Source organism: Pseudomonas muyukensis (genome assembly GCF_019139535.1).
In the GTDB taxonomy this organism is placed as follows: Bacteria; Pseudomonadota; Gammaproteobacteria; order Pseudomonadales; family Pseudomonadaceae; genus Aquipseudomonas; species Aquipseudomonas muyukensis.
In genome coordinates this window covers 366,893-383,393 of record NZ_CP077073.1, presented here as the reverse complement: position 1 = coordinate 383,393, position 16,501 = coordinate 366,893, and the positions used below count along the sequence as shown (strand labels likewise).

Annotated in this window: 13 protein-coding genes; 1 reads left to right on the top strand and 12 read right to left on the bottom strand. The window is 66.5% G+C overall.

Annotated features, from left to right (window positions below; genetic code table 11):
• Positions 1-124 precede the first annotated feature (124 nt).
• Positions 125-1,447 (top strand): OprD family porin, encoded by a 1,323-nt coding sequence (locus KSS95_RS01815; protein WP_217851117.1) that lies wholly within the window; start codon positions 125-127, stop codon positions 1,445-1,447.
• 30 nt (positions 1,448-1,477) lie between these two features.
• Here KSS95_RS01815 and KSS95_RS01810 read toward each other — a convergent pair whose 3' ends face one another.
• The 12 genes from KSS95_RS01810 to tssA all read right to left on the bottom strand — a co-directional run bounded on the left by KSS95_RS01810 (position 1,478) and on the right by tssA (position 16,110).
• Complete coding sequence (locus KSS95_RS01810; RefSeq protein ID WP_217851109.1) at positions 1,478-3,151, bottom strand: FMN-binding glutamate synthase family protein; 1,674 nt, start codon at positions 3,149-3,151, stop codon at positions 1,478-1,480.
• Positions 3,152-3,396: 245 nt separating this feature from the next.
• On the bottom strand, positions 3,397-5,325 hold the full coding sequence (locus tag KSS95_RS01805) for a type VI secretion system Vgr family protein (RefSeq protein ID WP_217851107.1): 1,929 nt from the start codon (positions 5,323-5,325) through the stop codon (positions 3,397-3,399).
• Between the two features lie 11 nt (positions 5,326-5,336).
• Complete coding sequence (gene tssH / locus KSS95_RS01800; protein WP_217851105.1) at positions 5,337-8,012, bottom strand: type VI secretion system ATPase TssH; 2,676 nt, start codon at positions 8,010-8,012, stop codon at positions 5,337-5,339.
• On the bottom strand, positions 8,005-9,054 hold the full coding sequence (gene tssG / locus KSS95_RS01795; protein ID WP_217853920.1) for a type VI secretion system baseplate subunit TssG: 1,050 nt from the start codon (positions 9,052-9,054) through the stop codon (positions 8,005-8,007). The genes tssH and tssG overlap by 8 nt, the downstream gene beginning before the upstream one ends.
• The gene (tssF, locus tag KSS95_RS01790; RefSeq protein ID WP_217851104.1) at positions 9,018-10,880 is read right to left on the bottom strand and encodes a type VI secretion system baseplate subunit TssF; all 1,863 of its coding nucleotides are present in this window, start codon (positions 10,878-10,880) and stop codon (positions 9,018-9,020) included. The genes tssG and tssF overlap by 37 nt, the downstream gene beginning before the upstream one ends.
• Positions 10,877-11,392, bottom strand: coding sequence for a type VI secretion system baseplate subunit TssE (gene tssE, locus KSS95_RS01785; RefSeq protein ID WP_217851098.1), 516 nt, complete (start codon positions 11,390-11,392; stop codon positions 10,877-10,879). The genes tssF and tssE overlap by 4 nt, the downstream gene beginning before the upstream one ends.
• The gene (locus KSS95_RS01780; protein WP_217851096.1) at positions 11,386-11,796 is read right to left on the bottom strand and encodes a hypothetical protein; all 411 of its coding nucleotides are present in this window, start codon (positions 11,794-11,796) and stop codon (positions 11,386-11,388) included. Before KSS95_RS01780 ends, tssE begins: the two co-directional genes overlap by 7 nt.
• Positions 11,793-12,227 (bottom strand): type VI secretion system amidase effector protein Tae4, encoded by a 435-nt coding sequence (locus tag KSS95_RS01775; protein WP_134693243.1) that lies wholly within the window; start codon positions 12,225-12,227, stop codon positions 11,793-11,795. The genes KSS95_RS01780 and KSS95_RS01775 overlap by 4 nt, the downstream gene beginning before the upstream one ends.
• Before the next feature lie 72 nt (positions 12,228-12,299).
• Positions 12,300-12,788 carry an Hcp family type VI secretion system effector gene (locus tag KSS95_RS01770; RefSeq protein WP_023632508.1) on the bottom strand — a complete coding sequence of 163 codons (489 nt, stop codon included), beginning with the start codon at positions 12,786-12,788 and terminating at the stop codon, positions 12,300-12,302.
• Positions 12,789-12,972: 184 nt separating this feature from the next.
• On the bottom strand, positions 12,973-14,466 hold the full coding sequence (gene tssC, locus KSS95_RS01765) for a type VI secretion system contractile sheath large subunit (protein WP_217851094.1): 1,494 nt from the start codon (positions 14,464-14,466) through the stop codon (positions 12,973-12,975).
• 11 nt (positions 14,467-14,477) lie between these two features.
• Positions 14,478-14,993 carry a type VI secretion system contractile sheath small subunit gene (gene tssB, locus KSS95_RS01760; RefSeq protein WP_217851092.1) on the bottom strand — a complete coding sequence of 172 codons (516 nt, stop codon included), beginning with the start codon at positions 14,991-14,993 and terminating at the stop codon, positions 14,478-14,480.
• A gap of 73 nt (positions 14,994-15,066) precedes the next feature.
• Positions 15,067-16,110 carry a type VI secretion system protein TssA gene (gene tssA / locus KSS95_RS01755; RefSeq protein ID WP_217851090.1) on the bottom strand — a complete coding sequence of 348 codons (1,044 nt, stop codon included), beginning with the start codon at positions 16,108-16,110 and terminating at the stop codon, positions 15,067-15,069.
• Positions 16,111-16,501: the final 391 nt, after the last annotated feature.

Genomic DNA, 16,501 nt, shown 5'->3' with positions numbered 1-16,501 from the left:
GCCCGTTGCAGACCATCGACGGGCCTTCCGGCTTGGATCCGCATAGCGTCGAACCTACGAAGGGGCGTTGGTTCCTGGCGTTCTAATGCAGAGCGTTTTTGAATACTTAATAAGGAAAATAAACATGTTGAAAACCAGGATCAGCCTGGTCGCCCTGGCGATGATCGCCGCGACCCAGGCACAGGCCAATGAGCAGGCCGAAAGCAAGGGCTTCATCGAGGACAGCCACGCCAACGTCCTGCTGCGCAACGCCTACATCAACCGTGACAAGAAGCACGGTATCGACGACCAGATCGAGTGGGGCCAGGCCTTCATCGCCAACTTCTCCTCCGGTTTCACCCAGGGCACCGTAGGCGTGGGTGTCGATGCCTTCGGCTTGTACGCCGTGCGCCTGGATGGCGGCAAGGGCCACAACGGTGGCGCAGGTGTCGACTTCTTCAAGCCGCACAACACCAAGAACGCCGACCAGAACGCCAGTGGCCCACATGACCTGGCCCGCGCTGGGGCAGCCGTGAAGTTCCGCATTTCCAACACCGTGCTCAAGTACGGTGACCAGATGCCGACCCTGCCGGTCCTGCAGTACGACGATGGTCGCCTGCTGCCGGAAAGCTTCACAGGTACCCTGATCACCTCCAAGGAAATCAAGGGCCTGGAACTGAACGCCGGTCGCTTCACCCAGGAGGCGCGCAAGAGTGCCGAGCGTCGTGACGGCGGTGGCCTGAAGTCGATCAACGTGCTTGGCGGTAGCTACAAATTCACCGACAACTTCACCGCGTCGTTGTACACCGCTGACAACGAAGACGTGATGAAGAAGCACTACCTGGGTCTGAACTACGTCTTCCCGATCGCCAGCGACCAGTCCCTGACCCTGGACTTCAACGGCTACAAGTCGGACATCGACAACAAGTACGTCAAGGCCGCCAGCCTCAATGGCGACTCCAACACCATCTGGAGCCTGGCTGCTACCTACGCCTACGGCCCGCACTCGTTCACCCTGGCGCACCAGCGCAGCACCGGCAGCACCGGTTATCAATACGGCTGGTACCAGAACGCCGGCGGCGTGGGTGACGGTGGTTCGACCATCTACCTGGCCAACTCCTACTGGTCCGACTTCAACGCCGAGGACGAGCGTTCCTGGCAGTTGGGCTATGGCCTGGACTTCGGTGCCTTCGGCATCCCTGGCCTGACCTACAAGCTCGCCTACGTGGTGGGTGACAACATCAACACCCGCACCGTCGGCAAGCCTGAAGGCTTCGGCGAAGGTAAAGAGCGCGAAATCTTCAACCAGATTCGCTACGTGGTCCAGGAAGGCCCGGCCAAGGATCTGTCGATCAAGCTGCGTAGCTCCTTCCTGCGTACCAACAACGCCGTTCGTTACGCCGACAACTACACCGACGACGGCAACGAAGTCCGCGTATTCGTCGAGTACCCGATCAGCATCTTCTGATCCTGATCCCGCGTCACCCGCAGCCCCGGCCTATGCCGGGGCTGTTTCTTTGCGGCGCGGGGCGAGCGCTGCCTGCGCCGCCTCGCCTGTCTCGCCTGTCTCTGGCGCAAAGCTGTCGCTGCGTGCCATCCGCCACATCCGCGCGTAGAACTCGCTGTTGATCGCGTCGCTGAGCAATTCCCCCGGTTTGAGGAAGGTGTGCAACTGCGAGAACAGGCTGATCTCGCTGGGGCTGATGCGCCGCGCCAGGTGCTTGGGCTTGAGTTCGGCGGGGTGGTCCAGGCCCGCGGCGGCGAGCATCTCGGCCAGGGCATGCAGGGTATTGCGGTGGAAGCTGGCGACCCGCTCGGCCTTTTCCGGCACCACCAGCGCGCGCTGGCGCAGCGGGTCTTGGGTGGCCACCCCGGTCGGGCACTTGTTGGTATGGCAGCTCTGCGACTGGATGCAGCCGATGGCGAACATGAAGCCGCGCGCCGAGTTCACCCAGTCGGCGCCGATGGCCAGCACACAGGCGATGTCGAAGGCGCTGACCAGCTTGCCCGCCGCGCCAATGCGCACGCGCTCGCGCAGGTTCAGCCCGACCAGGGTGTTGTGCACGAACATCAGCCCCTCGCGCAGCGGCACGCCGATGTTGTCGGAGAACTCCCGGGGCGCCGCGCCGGTGCCGCCCTCCTTGCCATCGACGACGATGAAGTCCGGGGTGATGCCGGTGGCCAGCATGGCCTTGGCGATGCCCATGAATTCCCACGGGTGGCCCAGGCAGAACTTGAAGCCCACCGGCTTGCCGCCAGACAGCTCGCGCAGCCGGGCGATGAACTGCAGCAGTTCCACCGGCGTGCGAAAGGCGCTGTGCGCGGCCGGCGAGATGCAGTCTTCACCCTGGCGCACGCCGCGGGTGGCGGCAATCTCGGCGCTGACCTTGTGCCCTGGGAGGATCCCGCCATGGCCTGGCTTGGCCCCTTGGCTGAGCTTGATCTCGATCATCTTCACCTGGCGGTCGCGGGCCTGGGCGGCGAATCGCTCGGGGTCGAAGCGCCCGTCCTCGGTGCGGCAGCCAAAGTAGCCACTGCCGATTTCCCAGATCAGGTCGCCGCCGTGCTCGCGGTGATAGGGGCTGATGCTGCCTTCGCCGGTGTCGTGGGCGAAGCGGCCCAGGCGCGCGCCCTTGTTCAGCGCGGCGATGGCGTTGGCGCTGAGGGCGCCGAAGCTCATCGCCGAGATATTGAAGATCGACGCCGAGTACGGCTGGCTGCATTGCGGCCCGCCGATGCGGATGCGAAACGACGCCGGGTCGGGCATCTGCACCGGCAGCATCGAGTGGCTGATGAACTCGAAGCCAGGCTTGTAGGCGTCGTTGAGCGTGCCGAAGGCTTTCTCGGCGCTTTCGTTCTTGGCCCGGGCATAGACCAGCGAGCGCTGGGCGCGGGAGAACGGCAGCTTGTCGTCGTCGCCTTCGAGCAGGTACTGGCGGATCTCCGGGCGGATGGTTTCGATCAGGTAGCGGATGTTGCCCAGGATCGGGTAGTTGCGGCGCACGGCGTGCTGGGCTTGGCGCAGGTCGTTGAGGCCGACCAGGCTGAGCAGGGCGCAGGCCAGGGTGAAGGGCCAAAGCCAGCTGTGCTGGGCGAGCAAGGGCAGGCTGGCGAGGGTGAACAGCAGGCACAGGGCCAGGCAGGCGTAACGGCTGAGGAAGGCGGCTTTCATGGGTCCATCGCAGACGAGGTGACCGGCCTAGGATAGGCAAAGCCGCACGGCGGAAAACCTGGGTGATTGGTAAAACACTGTTACCTGCAAGCGAGGGTAGTGGTTTTTGTCTTGTCGCCAGCGCTTCGAGGTGTTCGACGTTGGCGTTGCAGGGCCTGTGAGGCCCAGCGCCGCCCGCGCGGCGCTCGATCTGATAGGCGCTGCAAATCCCCCGGCAAGCACCTGGCGGCCCTCACGCGCTCGACCTACTGCTTGAACACCTGCTTCACCCGCCCGTCGATCTCGCCCTTGTCGCCCTGGCCCGAGGCCTTGGCCTGCGGGCCGCCGCCCAGGTTCAGGTCGAGCTTGCCATCGGTGTTGATGATCCCGTCCGCCGTCGCATGGATATTGAACTGGGTGCAGCTGATATTGATGGTGCCGTCCGACTTCAGCTCGATCACGCTGTCGCCACAGACCAGGCGGATCTGGTCGCCGGCATCCATCACGTAGTTGCCGTGCACGCTGTCGCGCTTGTCGCCACCGACCAGCAGGATGTCGCGCTGGCGCACCGAGCGCAGGCGGTCCTGGCCGATGGTCACGGTCTCGATCATGCCCACGGTCTTGACCCGGCTGATGCCCACCGACAACGTCTGGTTCTGCTCCACCACGCTGTCCATGTTGCGTTCGGCATGCACGTACAACTGCTCGGCGCCCTTCTTGTCCTCCATGCGGATTTCATTGAAGTTGGCCGGGCTGCCGCCCTTGCTCGAACGGCTCTTCATGCCGCTTTGCGTGGCGCTGCCGGGCAGGTCGTAGGGCACCGTCTGCTCGGCGTTGTAGACCCGCCCGGTGATGATCGGCCGGTCGGGGTCGCCTTCGAGAAAACTGACGATCACCTCCTGGCCGATGCGCGGTACCTGGATCGCGCCCCAGTTCTTGCCCGCCGTGGCTTGCGACACGCGGATCCAGCACGAGCTGTTCTCGTTGGACTGGTCGTGGCGGTCCCAGTGGAAGTGCACCTTGACCCGGCCGTACTGGTCGGTCCAGATCTCCTCGCCAGAAGGGCCGACCACCACGGCCGTCTGCGGGCCCTTGACGATCGGCCGCAGGGTGCTGCCCACCGGGCGGTAGCTTTGCTGGGCGTCGATGCAGCTGAGGTTGCTCTCGAACTGCGCCGCACCGCTGCCGCCACCGCTCTCCAGGCGCTCCTGGTGCACGTAGTAGCGGGCGGCGACGATCAGGTACTCGCGGTTCTGGTCCTGGCGGCTGAAGTTGCTCAGGCTGAACAGGTGGCCACTGCCCAGGCCGCGGGCGTTGCCGCGCAGCTCGACGCGTTCGTGCAGGCTCTGCAGCGACTCCAGGCGGGTGCGGGCGTAGTGCTCGCCGTCCTGGGTCTGCTCGTAGGCACCGGGGTAGTCGTACAACGGGTAGTCGCCGGCCTGGTGCGGGCGCGGCATCGCCGAGCGCACGTCGATGCGCGCGCTGGGGCGCTGGAAATCATAGTCGTTGAGCTCCAGCGAGCCGGGCTGGACCTCCTGGGCCAGGTGCCAGTCGTTGATATGGTCGCGCTCGCGGTGCTGGCCGTCCGGCGGGTAGTAGGGCACGGTCTCGTAGCCGGGAACCTTCTGGTGCGCGCCGTAGGCGTCGGCGAGCACCAGCACGTGGCGCTCCTGTTCGTGGCGGAAGAAGTAGTAGATGCCTTCTTCCTCCATCAGCCGGCTGACGAAGTCGAAGCTGGTCTCACGATACTGCACGCAGTATTCGCGCTCGCGGTAGTTGCGGCTCAGGGCGTCCTCGAAGTCCGAGAAGCCCAGGTCGCGGAACACCTGCTTGATGATCTGCGGCGCGCTCAGGTGCTGGAAGATCCGGCAGTCGCTGGTGCGGGTCAGCAACCACAGCCAGGGGCGCAGGGTGACCCGGTAGGCGGCGAACTGGCCCTGGTCCACCGACTGGCTGCAGCGGGCGACGATGCCGTGGAAGTAGCGCGAGCTGCCGACGCTCTGCTGCACGCTCAGGCTCATCGGCTTGCCCAGCAGTTGGTTGAGGTCGATGGCCGGATCGTCGCTGGTCAGCTGCAGCTCGAAGTCGAACAGGCGGCCGAGTTCCTCGCTGCCGCCCATTTCGGCAAGGATCAGCTTGTCCGGCCCCAGGGGGCTGTTGATCTGCGCCAGGCGCGTGAACTGCTTGAACAGCATGGTCGGTCCTGTCAGTCGGCGGCGCCGAAGTCATAGTGCAGGTCGTTGTCACGACGGCTGATGCTGACGCTGGCCAGCGGCTTGCCTTCGAGCAGGCGGGTCAGGAACTCGCGGCTCATGTCCGGCAGCAGGCCATTGGTCAGGATAGCGTCGATCATGCGGCCACCGCTCTCGGTCTCGGTGCAGCGCGAGACGATCAGCTCGACCACGTCGTCGTCGTAGGCGAAGCCGACCTTGTGAGTGCCTTCCACGCGCTTGCGGATGCGCTCCAGCTGCAGGCGGGTGATGGCCTTGAGCATGGCGTCGCTGAGCGGGTAGTAGGGGATGGTCACCAGGCGGCCAAGCAAGGCGGGCGGGAAGATCTCCAGCAGCGGCTGGCGCAGCGAGCTGGCCACCGACTCTGGGTCGGGCAGCGCCTGCGGGTCCTTGCAGGTATTGGCGATCAGCTCGGTGCCGGCGTTGGTGGTGAGCAGGATCAGGGTGTTGCGAAAATCGATCTGGCGCCCCTCGCCGTCTTCCATCACGCCCTTGTCGAACACCTGGAAGAAGATCTCGTGCACGTCGGGGTGGGCTTTTTCCACCTCGTCCAGCAGCACCACGCTGTAGGGCCGGCGGCGCACGGCCTCGGTCAGCACGCCGCCTTCGCCGTAACCGACGTAGCCGGGCGGGGCGCCCTTGAGGGTGGAGACGGTGTGGGCTTCCTGGAACTCGCTCATGTTGATGGTGATCAGGTTCTGTTCACCGCCGTACATGGCCTCGGCCAGGGCCAGGGCGGTCTCGGTCTTGCCCACGCCGGAGGTGCCGGCGAGCATGAACACGCCGATCGGCTTGTTCGGGTTGTCCAGGCCTGCGCGGGAGGTCTGGATGCGCTTGGCGATCATCTTCAGCGCGTGGTCCTGGCCGATGATGCGCTTGGCCAGGTGGCTGTCGAGGTTGAGCACGGTCTCGATCTCGTTGCGCGCCATGCGTCCCACCGGGATGCCGGTCCAGTCGGCGACCACCGAGGCCACCGCCTGGTAGTCCACGGTCGGCAGGATCAACGGGCTCTCGCCTTGCAGGGTGGTGAGGCGCTGTTGCAGGTCGCTGAGCTTCTCGCGCAGTTCATGGCTGCCCTGCACGTCCACTTCCTGGTCGACCACGCCCACTTGCTCGCGCAGTTGCGCGCGGGTGGCCAGCAGCTCGTCCACCAGGGCTTTCTCCTCGGCCCAGCGACTTTCCAGGCCGGTCAGGCGCTCGCGCTCCTCAGCCAGCAGGCTGTTGGCCTGGGCTTGGCGTTGCGCGGTGTTGACGCCGATGGCGGCTTCGCGGGCAATGATCTGCAATTCGACTTCCAGTGCCTCGATGCGCCGACGGCTGTCGTCCACCTCGGCCGGCACCGCGTGCAGGCTGATGGCCACGCGGGCGCAGGCGGTATCGAGCAGGCTCACTGACTTGTCCGGCAGCTGGCGCGCCGGGATGTAGCGGTGCGACAGTTTCACCGCGGCTTCCAGCGCCTCGTCGAGGATCTGCACCTGGTGGTGTTTCTCCATGGTCGAGGCCACGCCGCGCATCATCAGCAGCGCCTTGGCTTCGCTCGGCTCGTCCACTTGCACCACCTGGAAGCGGCGGGTCAGGGCCGGGTCCTTCTCGATGTGCTTCTTGTACTCGGCCCAGGTGGTCGCGGCCACCGTGCGCAGGCTGCCACGGGCCAGGGCCGGCTTGAGCAGGTTGGCGGCGTCACCGGTGCCGGCGGCGCCCCCGGCGCCGACCAGGGTATGGGCCTCGTCGATGAACAGGATGATCGGCTTGGGCGAGGCCTGCACGTCCTCGATCACCTGGCGCAGGCGTTGTTCGAATTCGCCCTTCATGCTGGCGCCGGCCTGCAACAGGCCGACGTCCAGGCTGCGCAGCTCGACATCCTTGAGCGCCGGTGGCACGTCGCCGGCGACGATGCGCAGGGCGAAACCTTCGACCACCGCGGTCTTGCCGACGCCGGCCTCGCCAGTGAGGATCGGGTTGTTCTGGCGGCGGCGCATGAGGATGTCGACCAGCTGGCGGATCTCCTCGTCACGGCCGACGATGGGGTCGAGCTTGCCGCTGCGGGCCTGCTCGGTGAGGTCGACAGTGAAGCGCTTGAGCGCCTCCTGCTTGCCCATCGCCGCCGGGGCCACGGCGCCGCTGGCCTCGCCCGGGGCGGCGGCGCTGAAGCCGTCGCTGGCCGCCAGGTTGTTCTCCGGCGAGTCGCCCACGTACTCGTCGAAGCGCTCGCTCAGGGCCTCGATCTTCAGCTTGGCGAACTCGCTGGACAGCCCCAGCAACGCATTGCGCAGGCTCGGCGTCTTGAGGATGCCGACCAGCAGGTAGCCGGTGCGTACCTGGCTTTCGCCGAACATCAGGCTGCCGTAGACCCAGCCGCGCTCGACGGCTTCTTCCACTTGCGAGGACAGGTCGGTGATTGAGGTCGAGCCGCGCGGCAGGCGGTCCAGGGCGTCGGTCAGGTCGCGGGCCAGGCGTGCCGGCTCGACGTTGAACTGGCGGATGATGCGGTGCAGGTCGCTGTCCTGCAGTTGCAGCAGCTGGTGCAGCCAGTGCACCAGCTCGACATAGGGGTTGCCCCGCAGCTTGCAGAACACCGTGGCCGCCTCGATGGCCTTGTAGGCGACGCTGTTGAGTTTGCCGAACAGCGCGGCGCGGCTGATTTCACCCATGGTCCTGACTCCTTGTGAGGGGGGCGGCGACCGGCTGGTCGGCGTAGTACCGGGCCAGCTTCAGGTCGCCTGCATCGTGCGATGGCCGGCCGAGCCAGGTATCGAACCCCAGGCGTTGGCCAGCGTTGAGTTGCAGCGCGGGCACTTGGTCCTGCGCAAGGATGAGGTTGAGGTCCCAGTCCAGTTCCTGGCCCAGGTACTCGGCGACCCACGCCGCCAGCTCGACGAACGCCTGCCCGCCGGGCAGCAGGGCGTGGTACTGGTCGAGGCTCAGCGGGCCGAGGCACAGGCGGAACTTGTGCTGGCGGTCCCAGACGTAGCGGCCCAGGCACAGGTCCAGGCCCAGGCGGTTGGCGCGCACGCCGAGCTGGCTGCGCTCGGGCAGCTCGAGCCACTGGCCGACGTACTCCTCGAGCTTTACCGGCACGCCGAAGTAGCCTGCCAGGATGCTGCACAGGCCATCGGGGTAGCGGGTTTGCGCGGCCAGGTGACCGGACCAGTGCAGCTTGGCGGTATCGGCCAGCGGCCCCTGGCCGTGCAGCTCCGGCTGGCCACGGCCGCTCAAGGCGGCCAGGCGCGCGGCCCAGTAGTCGTCGCCCGGACGGTCGTGGCTGACCGTCGGCCGGGCCTCGGCCCAGGCGCGGTAGAACAGGCTCAGCAGGCGGTGGTGGAAGATATCGAGAAAGCGCTTGCTGGTGGGGTCGGCATGGTTGCGCTGGCGCTCGCGCATGTACTCGGTCAGGTGCAGCGGCAGCGGGCCGTTGGGGCCGCCGAGGCCGAAGAAGAACTGCTCCAGGCGCGCCGGCTGGTCGTCCACGGCGGTGACCGAGGCCAGGGTCGCCGGGGCGAAACCGCAGTCCAGGCGCTGGCCCAGGCGCACCGGCTCGTCGGCCAGGCGCTGCGAGTGGCCGAAGCGTGGCAGCTCCGGGTTTTCCGCCTCGAGGCGGCGCAGCGCCTGGAAGAAGTCGTACGCCCAGGGCTCGGCTTGCATCGCCTGTAGCGTGTTCACAGGGTCGGCCTGCGTCCGGGCTTGGCGTTCCAGCGCATGATCTCGCCTCGTTCGCTGGTGCGCAGCACGGTTTCGGTGAAGCTGTTGATCGACACGTAGCGGGTCAGGAAGCGCTCGAACACCGCGCCCAGCAGGAACACGCCGGTGCCGCGGAAGGCGTTCTCGTCGAAGGTCAGGGTGATTTCCAGGCCGCGGCCGAAGACGATCGGCCCGGGCATTGGCAGGCGCCGGGTGCAGGGCTTGCTGCTGACCTCGCGCAGGCCGTCGATCTGCAGGAGCAGGGCGCTGTCCTGCGGGTCGCCGTACAGGCGCAGCAGTTCGCGCAGGGCGGCGGCGCCCTGGCCCTGTTCGGCCAGCGACAGGTAGTTCAGCGACAACTGGCTGATCAGGCGCCAGGCGCGATTATCGTGGGCATGGCTGGCCTTGGGCCGGCTGGGGCCGGCCAGGCAGCGCACGGCGGCGACCGGGGCGCTGTCGGCCAGGCTGAAGTCGCTGCGCCCGTCGCCGACGTTCATGAACAGCGGCAGGTCGCGGTTGCTGCACAGGGCACTGATGCCCAGCTGGCGCAGGTCATGGCGGTAGGGCGCCTGCTGGCCGTCGACCAGGCTGACGAAGGTCTCGCTGCCCATGTAGCTGGAGCGCGTGCCATTGCGCCGCTGTTCGCTGGACAGCACCCGTGGCTCGCGGCGGACGATGTAGTAGGCCTGGTCGCGGCCATAGCGCGACGGGTCGCGCACGGCATAGAACGGCAGGAACTCCTGGTCGGGGCCCGTGCCGTGGCCGCTGACCCGTTGCAACGAGTGAATCTCGAAATCGGTAGGCCGGGTGCGGTCGGCGATCACGTGGTGCTCGTGCACCCGGTCGCTCAGGTGGATGCGGTCGACCCGGCGCGGGAACAGGTTGATCGCCGGGGTGCAGAACGGCACGAACTGGCCGGCGCCGACGCTGCTCTCCAGGCTCTGCTCGAAACGCTCGAACAGCACGATGATCTCCAGCTCCTGGCCGCTGCAGCGTTGCACCGCCCGCTCCAGGCCGGCGAAATCGACGAACAGCAAGCGTTGCGGCAGGGCGAAATACTCCTGCAACAGGCGATAGCCCTGGAACGCCTGGGGCACCACCGGCAGCGCCGCCTCGCGGTCGTCGAAGCCGCACGGCAGCAAGGCTTGCTCGACCGGGATGCGCTCGACCCAGTCGGCGCCGGGCTGGCGCACGAACACCGCGCAGGCGCTGCCGAGCAGTTGCTCGTAGAGGCGGAACGGGGTTTCGTCGGCGCCGTTGAGGTATAGCGGCAGGTGGCTCAGCGGCAGGCTGGCGAACGGAATCTCGGCGCCGCTGCGCAGGCTCAGGCGCAGGCCGGCGCGGGCCTTGGGCACGCTGGCGGCCAGGCGCCCGAGCACGGCGCCGGGGTTGCCGAAGTACTCGGCGCGGGCCACCTGCAAGGGCCACAGGGTGACGTCCTGGGTGCTGCGAAACTCACAGGGGGTCTGCGAGTTGCGCCCCAGGTTGGCGCGCAGCACGCTGTCGCGCGGCAGGCGGAAACCGGCAGCCAGCGAGCCCTCGTCGGGGTCGGTCTGCAACTGCACCACGGTCATCGACGGGGTCGGCGCCAGGTAGTGCGGGTAGGCGATTTCCAGCAGGTTGTGGGTGAAGGTCGGGTACTCGGCGTCGAGTTTCAGCTGCACCCGCGCGGTGAGGTAGGCGAAGCCTTCGAGCAGGCGCTCGACGTAGGGGTCGGCGCACTCGATCCCCGACAGCGTCAGGCGCCCGGCGATCTTCGGGTATTCCTTGGCGAACTCGGCGGCACCTTCGCGGATGTGCTGCAGTTCCTGGTTGTACAGCTCGAGCAGGCGCGGGTTCATGCACGCCTCCGGCGCTCGGCGGGCGCCACGCGGACATGGCCGGACTCCAGGTCGACGTCGGTCTGCAGCAGCAGCGGCAGCGCCGCCGGCTGGGCCCACAGGTCGCCTTCGATCTCGAAGCTCAGGGCGTTGGCGTTCATCTCGCCGGGGGCGGCCTGGGCGCGCACCTTCAGGGTATGGGCGAGAATGCGTGGCTCGTAGGTGGCGATGGCCTGGTGGATGATGCGCTCCAGGGCGCTCAGGTCGATGTTCGAGGCACTGTTGCCGGCCAGGGCCGGCAGGCCGTAGTTGACCACCGAGGCACCGGCCTGGGAGTTCAGGGTATCGACGCTGTCGAGCAACGAGGTGGTGTTGAGCAGCCAGGCCAGGTCGCGCAGCACCGAGGCCTTGAGCTGGTGCAGGCTGAGCACGCGTTTGTCGGGGGCTTCCTGCGGGTTGCCCGGGTCGTCGTCGGTCAGACGGTCCAGCAGCGAGGGCTGCAGGCGGTCGCGGGTGGCGATCTCGGCTACCACTGGAACATCCCCGTGAACAGCTTCTGGTCTTCGAAACCGGTGTCGCACGAGGCGCTCGGCGCCGCTGTGGATGCCTCCAGGCCGGTCTGGGTCAGGCGCACGGCGCGCGAGGTCTTCAGGCATTCGCCCTGGAGCGTCGGGTGCGGCTGCACGTGGGTGACCAGCACGATCGGCACGCCGTTGAACTGCTCGACCCGGGCCTGGCCGGCGCGGTCCGGGCTGAGGCTGCACGGCCACTGCATGTCCAGCGCCAGGCTTTGCTCGCCACGGCTGAGCACGCACTGGCCGGCACGCTCGGCGAGGGTCACGGGCTGGCCGCCGAGGGTGGCCGCGGTCAGCAGCTCGGCATCGGCGCAGGCGCTCAGGGCCAGCAGCAGGGCACCTGCCAGGGCCGCGCGGGTCATGTCAGCTCCCAGAACCAGACCTGCTTGGACTGGTAGTTCTGGTCGGAGAAGCCCTTGGTCAGGCCGCGGTTCCACAGGTCGATATGGTCGCCGGTGCGGTTTTCCTGGCTTTGCCCGGCACGGGCGAAGCAGTCCTTGTAGAAGATGATCCCGGTCTTGGCCTTGAGCGTCTCGCGCTCCTGGGCGCTGCCGCCGATGCGCTGCGGGCGGCCGAGCTGGCGCTCCAGCCAGTTGGCCAGGGATTCGGCGCCACGGGCATGGCCATGGGCGCACTTGGGTTCGGTGTAGGTCGACTTGTTGACCTTCAGGCCCATCTCGCCATTGAGCGCGATGCTCATGCGGATGGCGCACTGGTTGTCCCACGGGCCGTCGCAAGGCGAGGACACCTTTGGGTAGGCATTCCACAGGTTGATGAAAGAAGGCTTGGCCATAAGGTTCACCGTGAGCGGGTGAGGCGTGGGGAGGGGCGTGCGCGCCGGGCGGGCCGGCGCGCACGCGGTCGATCAGATCTTGACGTTGGAGCGGATGTTCCAGCCGTACTTGATCGGGCCGCCTTCCTTGGTGCCGTCGGCTTTCTGCGGCTGGTAGTCGACGGTGACCTTGGCGAAGTTCAGGGTCACGTTCTCGGTCAGGCGGTCGTCGCTGCCCGAGCCACCGGTGCTCAGCGAGCTGATGATCACCTCTTCGAGGTTGATGATCAGGTACTCGACCTGGCTTTCACCGCCAGCCTTGCGCACGGTCAGCTTGACCTTGTCGATGTGCTTGCCGCTGGAGCAGTGGGCCATCAGGTTGGGGCTGGACTTGTCGATGTACTTGGTGATCGACAGGTCCTGGATGTTGACCTTGCCCGAGCCGCCACCGCTGCCCAGGTGCATGTTGCCGGACTGGGACATGCCCCAGCTCCAGTTGAGCACGTCGATTTCGTCCTTGTGGGCCTTGTCGTGGGACTCGCCCTTGATGTCGCCGATCTTGATGAAAATATCTACAGCCATGATGTCCTCGGGATTTCGCGTCAGGTTGGCGGTTTGGTGCAGTTGGGGCTGCTGCGCAGCCCTTTCGCGACGCAAGGCCGCTCCTACAGAAGCTGCGTCGGTCTCTCACTCAGCACATGACACAGGCCCTCTGTGTAGGAGCGGCCTTGTGTCGCGAAAGGGCCGCAAAGCGGCCCCTGGGCTGTCAGGCTCCTTTGGCCGAAGGCAGCTTCGACACCAGGCGCAGCGACACGGTCAGCCCTTCGAGCTGGTAGTGCGGGCGCAGGTAGAAGCGCGAGTTGTAGTAACCCGGGTTGCCTTCGACGTCCTCGACCACCACTTCGGCGGCCGCCAGCGGGTGCTGGGCCTTGGTGGTCTCGGTGGAGTGCGCCGGGTCGCCGTCGACGTAGTTGAGGATCCAGTCCTGCAGCCAGCGCTGCATCTCGTCCTTTTCCTTGAACGAACCGATCTTGTCGCGAACGATGCACTTCAGGTAATGGGCGAAGCGGCAGGTGGCGAACAGGTACGGCAGGCGCGCGGCCAGGTTGGCGTTGGCGGTGGCGTCCGGGTCGTCGTACTCGGCCGGCTTCTGCAGCGACTGCGCGCCGATGAAGGCGGCGAAGTCGGTGTTCTTCTTGTGCAGCAGCGGCATGAAACCGTTTTTCGCCAGCTCCGCCTCGCGGCGGTCGGAAATGGCGATCTCGGTCGGGCACTTCATGTCCACGCCACCGTCGTCGGTGGGGAAGGTGTGGGCCGGCAGGCCCTGCACTTCACCGCCCGATTCCACGCCGCGGATGCGCGAGCACCAGCCGTAGTGCTTGAACGAGCGGTTGATGTTCACCGCCATGGCGTAGGCGGCGTTGGCCCAGGTGTACTTGCTGCTGTCGGCGCCGTCGGTGTCTTCCTCGAAGGCGAAGGCCTCGACCGGGTCGGTCTTGGCGCCGTAGGGCAGGCGCGCCAGGAAACGTGGCATGGTCAGGCCGATGTAGCGCGAGTCTTCCGATTCGCGCAGCGAGCGCCAGCCGGCGTACTCCGGGGTGGTGAAGATCTTGGTCAGGTCGCGCGGGTTGGACAGCTCCTGCCACGAGCCCATGCCCATCACCGTCGGCGAGGCGGCGGAAATGAACGGCGCGTGCATCGAGGCGCAGACCTTGGACACCTCGCCCAGCAGCTCGACATCCGGCGGTGACTGGTCGAAGTAGTAGTCGCCCACCAGGCAGCCGTAAGGCTCGCCGCCGAACTGGCCGTATTCCTCTTCGTAGAGCTTCTTGAACACCGGGCTCTGGTCCCAGGCGGTGCCCTTGAATTTCTTCAGGGTCTTGTGCAGGTCGGTCTTCGAGATGTTGAGCACGCGAATCTTCAGCTGCTCGTCGCTCTCGGTGTTGTTGACCAGGTAGTGCAGGCCACGCCAGGCGCTTTCCAGTTGCTGGAAGTCATCGTGGTGGATGATCTGGTTGACCTGGGCGGTGAGCTTGGCGTCGATGGCGGCGATGATCTGCTCGATCGAGCCGATGGCATCGTTGGACACCAGGTTGGTCTGCGCCAGGGCCTGCTCGGCCAGGGTGCGCACGGCGCTCTCCACGGCTTCCTTGGCCCGCTCGGTCTTGGGCTTGAACTCCTGCAGCAAGAGGCTTGCGAACTCGCTCGGGTCCTGGGTGGCCGCCTGCGGGGCCTGGCTGTCGCGCAACGGATCGTTCATGGTCGGTCTCCTCAGGCCTTCGGCTCGGTGTCGGCGGGTTTCGGCGCGCTGGCCAGGGCCTGGAGCAGGGCCGGGTCCTTGATGGCCTTGAGGATGATGTCCTCGGCGCCGGTCTTGCCGTCCATGTAGGTCAGCAGGTTGGCCAGCTGGGTACGCGCCTCGAGCAGCTGGTTCAAGGCGTCGACCTTGCGCGCCACGGCGGCGGGGCTGAAGTCGTCCATGCTCTCGAAGGTGATGTCCAGGCTCAGGTTGCCTTCACCGGTCAGCTCGTTGGGCACGTTGAACGCCACGCGTGGCTTCATGGCCTTCAGGCGCGAGTCGAAGTTGTCGACGTCGACTTCCAGGAACTTGCGCTCGGCCACTGCCGGCAGCGGCTCGGCGGGCTTGCCGGCGAGGTCGGAGAGCACGCCCATGACGAAGGGCAGCTGGACCTTCTTCTCGGCGCCGTACAGCTCGACGTCGTACTCGATCTGTACCCGCGGCGCACGGTTGCGCGCGATGAATTTCTGGGAGCTGTCTTTCGCCACGTTGTTCCTCCTGGTCGCCGGTAGGGCGGCTCTGCTTGTTGCGGGCGTCGGTGTTTAGGCGGCCGGAGCGACGTCAGTCGTGTTCCGGGCCGCGCAGGTTCTCGAATTGCGACATCCCGTCGGGGATCAGGTCGCGGACGATGGTCGCGAAGTCGGCGTTGACCAGGTTCTTCGCCCGGCGCAGCAGCACCGGCAGCGGGCTCGAGGGCTCGTGGCGGGCGTAGTACTGGAGCAGGCGGTCCAGGCTTTGCAGCACGTCGTCGCGGCTGTTCACTTCGCCGGGGCGCGCGGCAGGGCGCGGCGCGACGGCAGTGGCGCTGGCCGTGGGCTGTGGGTCGTGGTGGGGGCCCGGCGCCGTCTCGTCGTCGCTGGCCTCCAGCGGCGCCGCGGCACCTTCCGGGCTGTAGTCGGCGAGCACCTGCTGGACCTGGCGCAGTGGCTGGCGCAGGGCGGACAGGTCGATGCCGCTGGCCGAACCGACCTGGTCGTTGACCCGGCTTTCGATGCTGTCCAGCGCTTCGCGGGCCAGTTGCAGGGCCTGGTGGCATTGCCCAAGTTGCTCGGGGTCGGCGTCGCGCAGGGCGGCGCCCAGCTCCTCGGCGCTCAGTTGCTCGCTGGCGAAGTGCTGCACGCCAGCGGCATGCAGGGCGGCGCGCAGGGTCACTGGGCCGAAGGCACGCGAGCGCACCAGCACGGCGTCGCGCAGCAGGGCGATGTTGGTGTCGCAGGTGAGGCCGGCCAAGGCGTTGACCCGTACGGTGGGGTCGTTGTCGTCGGCGGCGTCCAGTTGCGGATGCAGGTACAGCCAGTATTCGCCCAGCAGGTCGCGAATCAGCTCGAGGCTGGCGGCCAGGCCCGGCAGGCCGTGCAGGGCCAGGTTGGCCTGGACCAGGAAATGGGTGATGCGCAGGTCCTTGCTGCGTTGCAGCAGGGTGCTGCAGGACTGTTCGATGGCGCGCCACTGCGGCGGTTCGGCCGGCTGCACGGCGTCGCCCATCACGCGCTCGGGGCGGCCCTGGGCATCGCGTTCCAGTTGCAGGAAATCGGCGTCGTATTCGAGATCGTCGCCACAGGGGAAGTCTGCGGAAACAGCGGCGAGCAGCAGCGGCGAGTTCACCAGAATTCGATCTCCATATCGGCCCTTGGCACGGGCTTGGTATACACCAAGTTGCAACTGTGAACTGGCGCACAAACTTGTCAAAGAATGCGAAGTTGATATCAGTGTGATATCACTTTGGCACTCTCAAGTTGCGCATTTATGGTTTATTTCCAAATTGCTGTCAAGGTAAGCTACGCGCCGCGAGGAGGCGACTGTGAACCAGTTGGCAAGCCTTCGTGTCCATTGGTCAGGTGCCATCAAAGTGCCTTGCCGATAGGGTTTAATACGACCTTCCGGAATGAGGCTTCTCGGCGTTACCCCAGTGTTCACAGGGGGTTTGCCGGTTTGCTGGGTCGGGCTTGTGCATCCACTCAAATGGATGGATAAGTGTTTCATATATATGCAAGGA

Bases quoted from the DNA above. Each gene is read 5' to 3' on its own strand.
- KSS95_RS01815 (WP_217851117.1), top strand. From the start codon at position 125: ATGTTGAAAACCAGGATCAGCCTGGTCGCCCTGGCGATGATCGCCGCG.
- KSS95_RS01810 (WP_217851109.1), bottom strand. From the start codon at position 3,151: ATGAAAGCCGCCTTCCTCAGCCGTTACGCCTGCCTGGCCCTGTGCCTG.
- KSS95_RS01805 (WP_217851107.1), bottom strand. From the start codon at position 5,325: ATGCTGTTCAAGCAGTTCACGCGCCTGGCGCAGATCAACAGCCCCCTG.
- tssH (WP_217851105.1), bottom strand. From the start codon at position 8,012: ATGGGTGAAATCAGCCGCGCCGCGCTGTTCGGCAAACTCAACAGCGTC.
- tssF (WP_217851104.1), bottom strand. From the start codon at position 10,880: ATGAACCCGCGCCTGCTCGAGCTGTACAACCAGGAACTGCAGCACATC.
- KSS95_RS01780 (WP_217851096.1), bottom strand. From the start codon at position 11,796: ATGACCCGCGCGGCCCTGGCAGGTGCCCTGCTGCTGGCCCTGAGCGCC.
- KSS95_RS01775 (WP_134693243.1), bottom strand. From the start codon at position 12,227: ATGGCCAAGCCTTCTTTCATCAACCTGTGGAATGCCTACCCAAAGGTG.
- KSS95_RS01770 (WP_023632508.1), bottom strand. From the start codon at position 12,788: ATGGCTGTAGATATTTTCATCAAGATCGGCGACATCAAGGGCGAGTCC.
- tssC (WP_217851094.1), bottom strand. From the start codon at position 14,466: ATGAACGATCCGTTGCGCGACAGCCAGGCCCCGCAGGCGGCCACCCAG.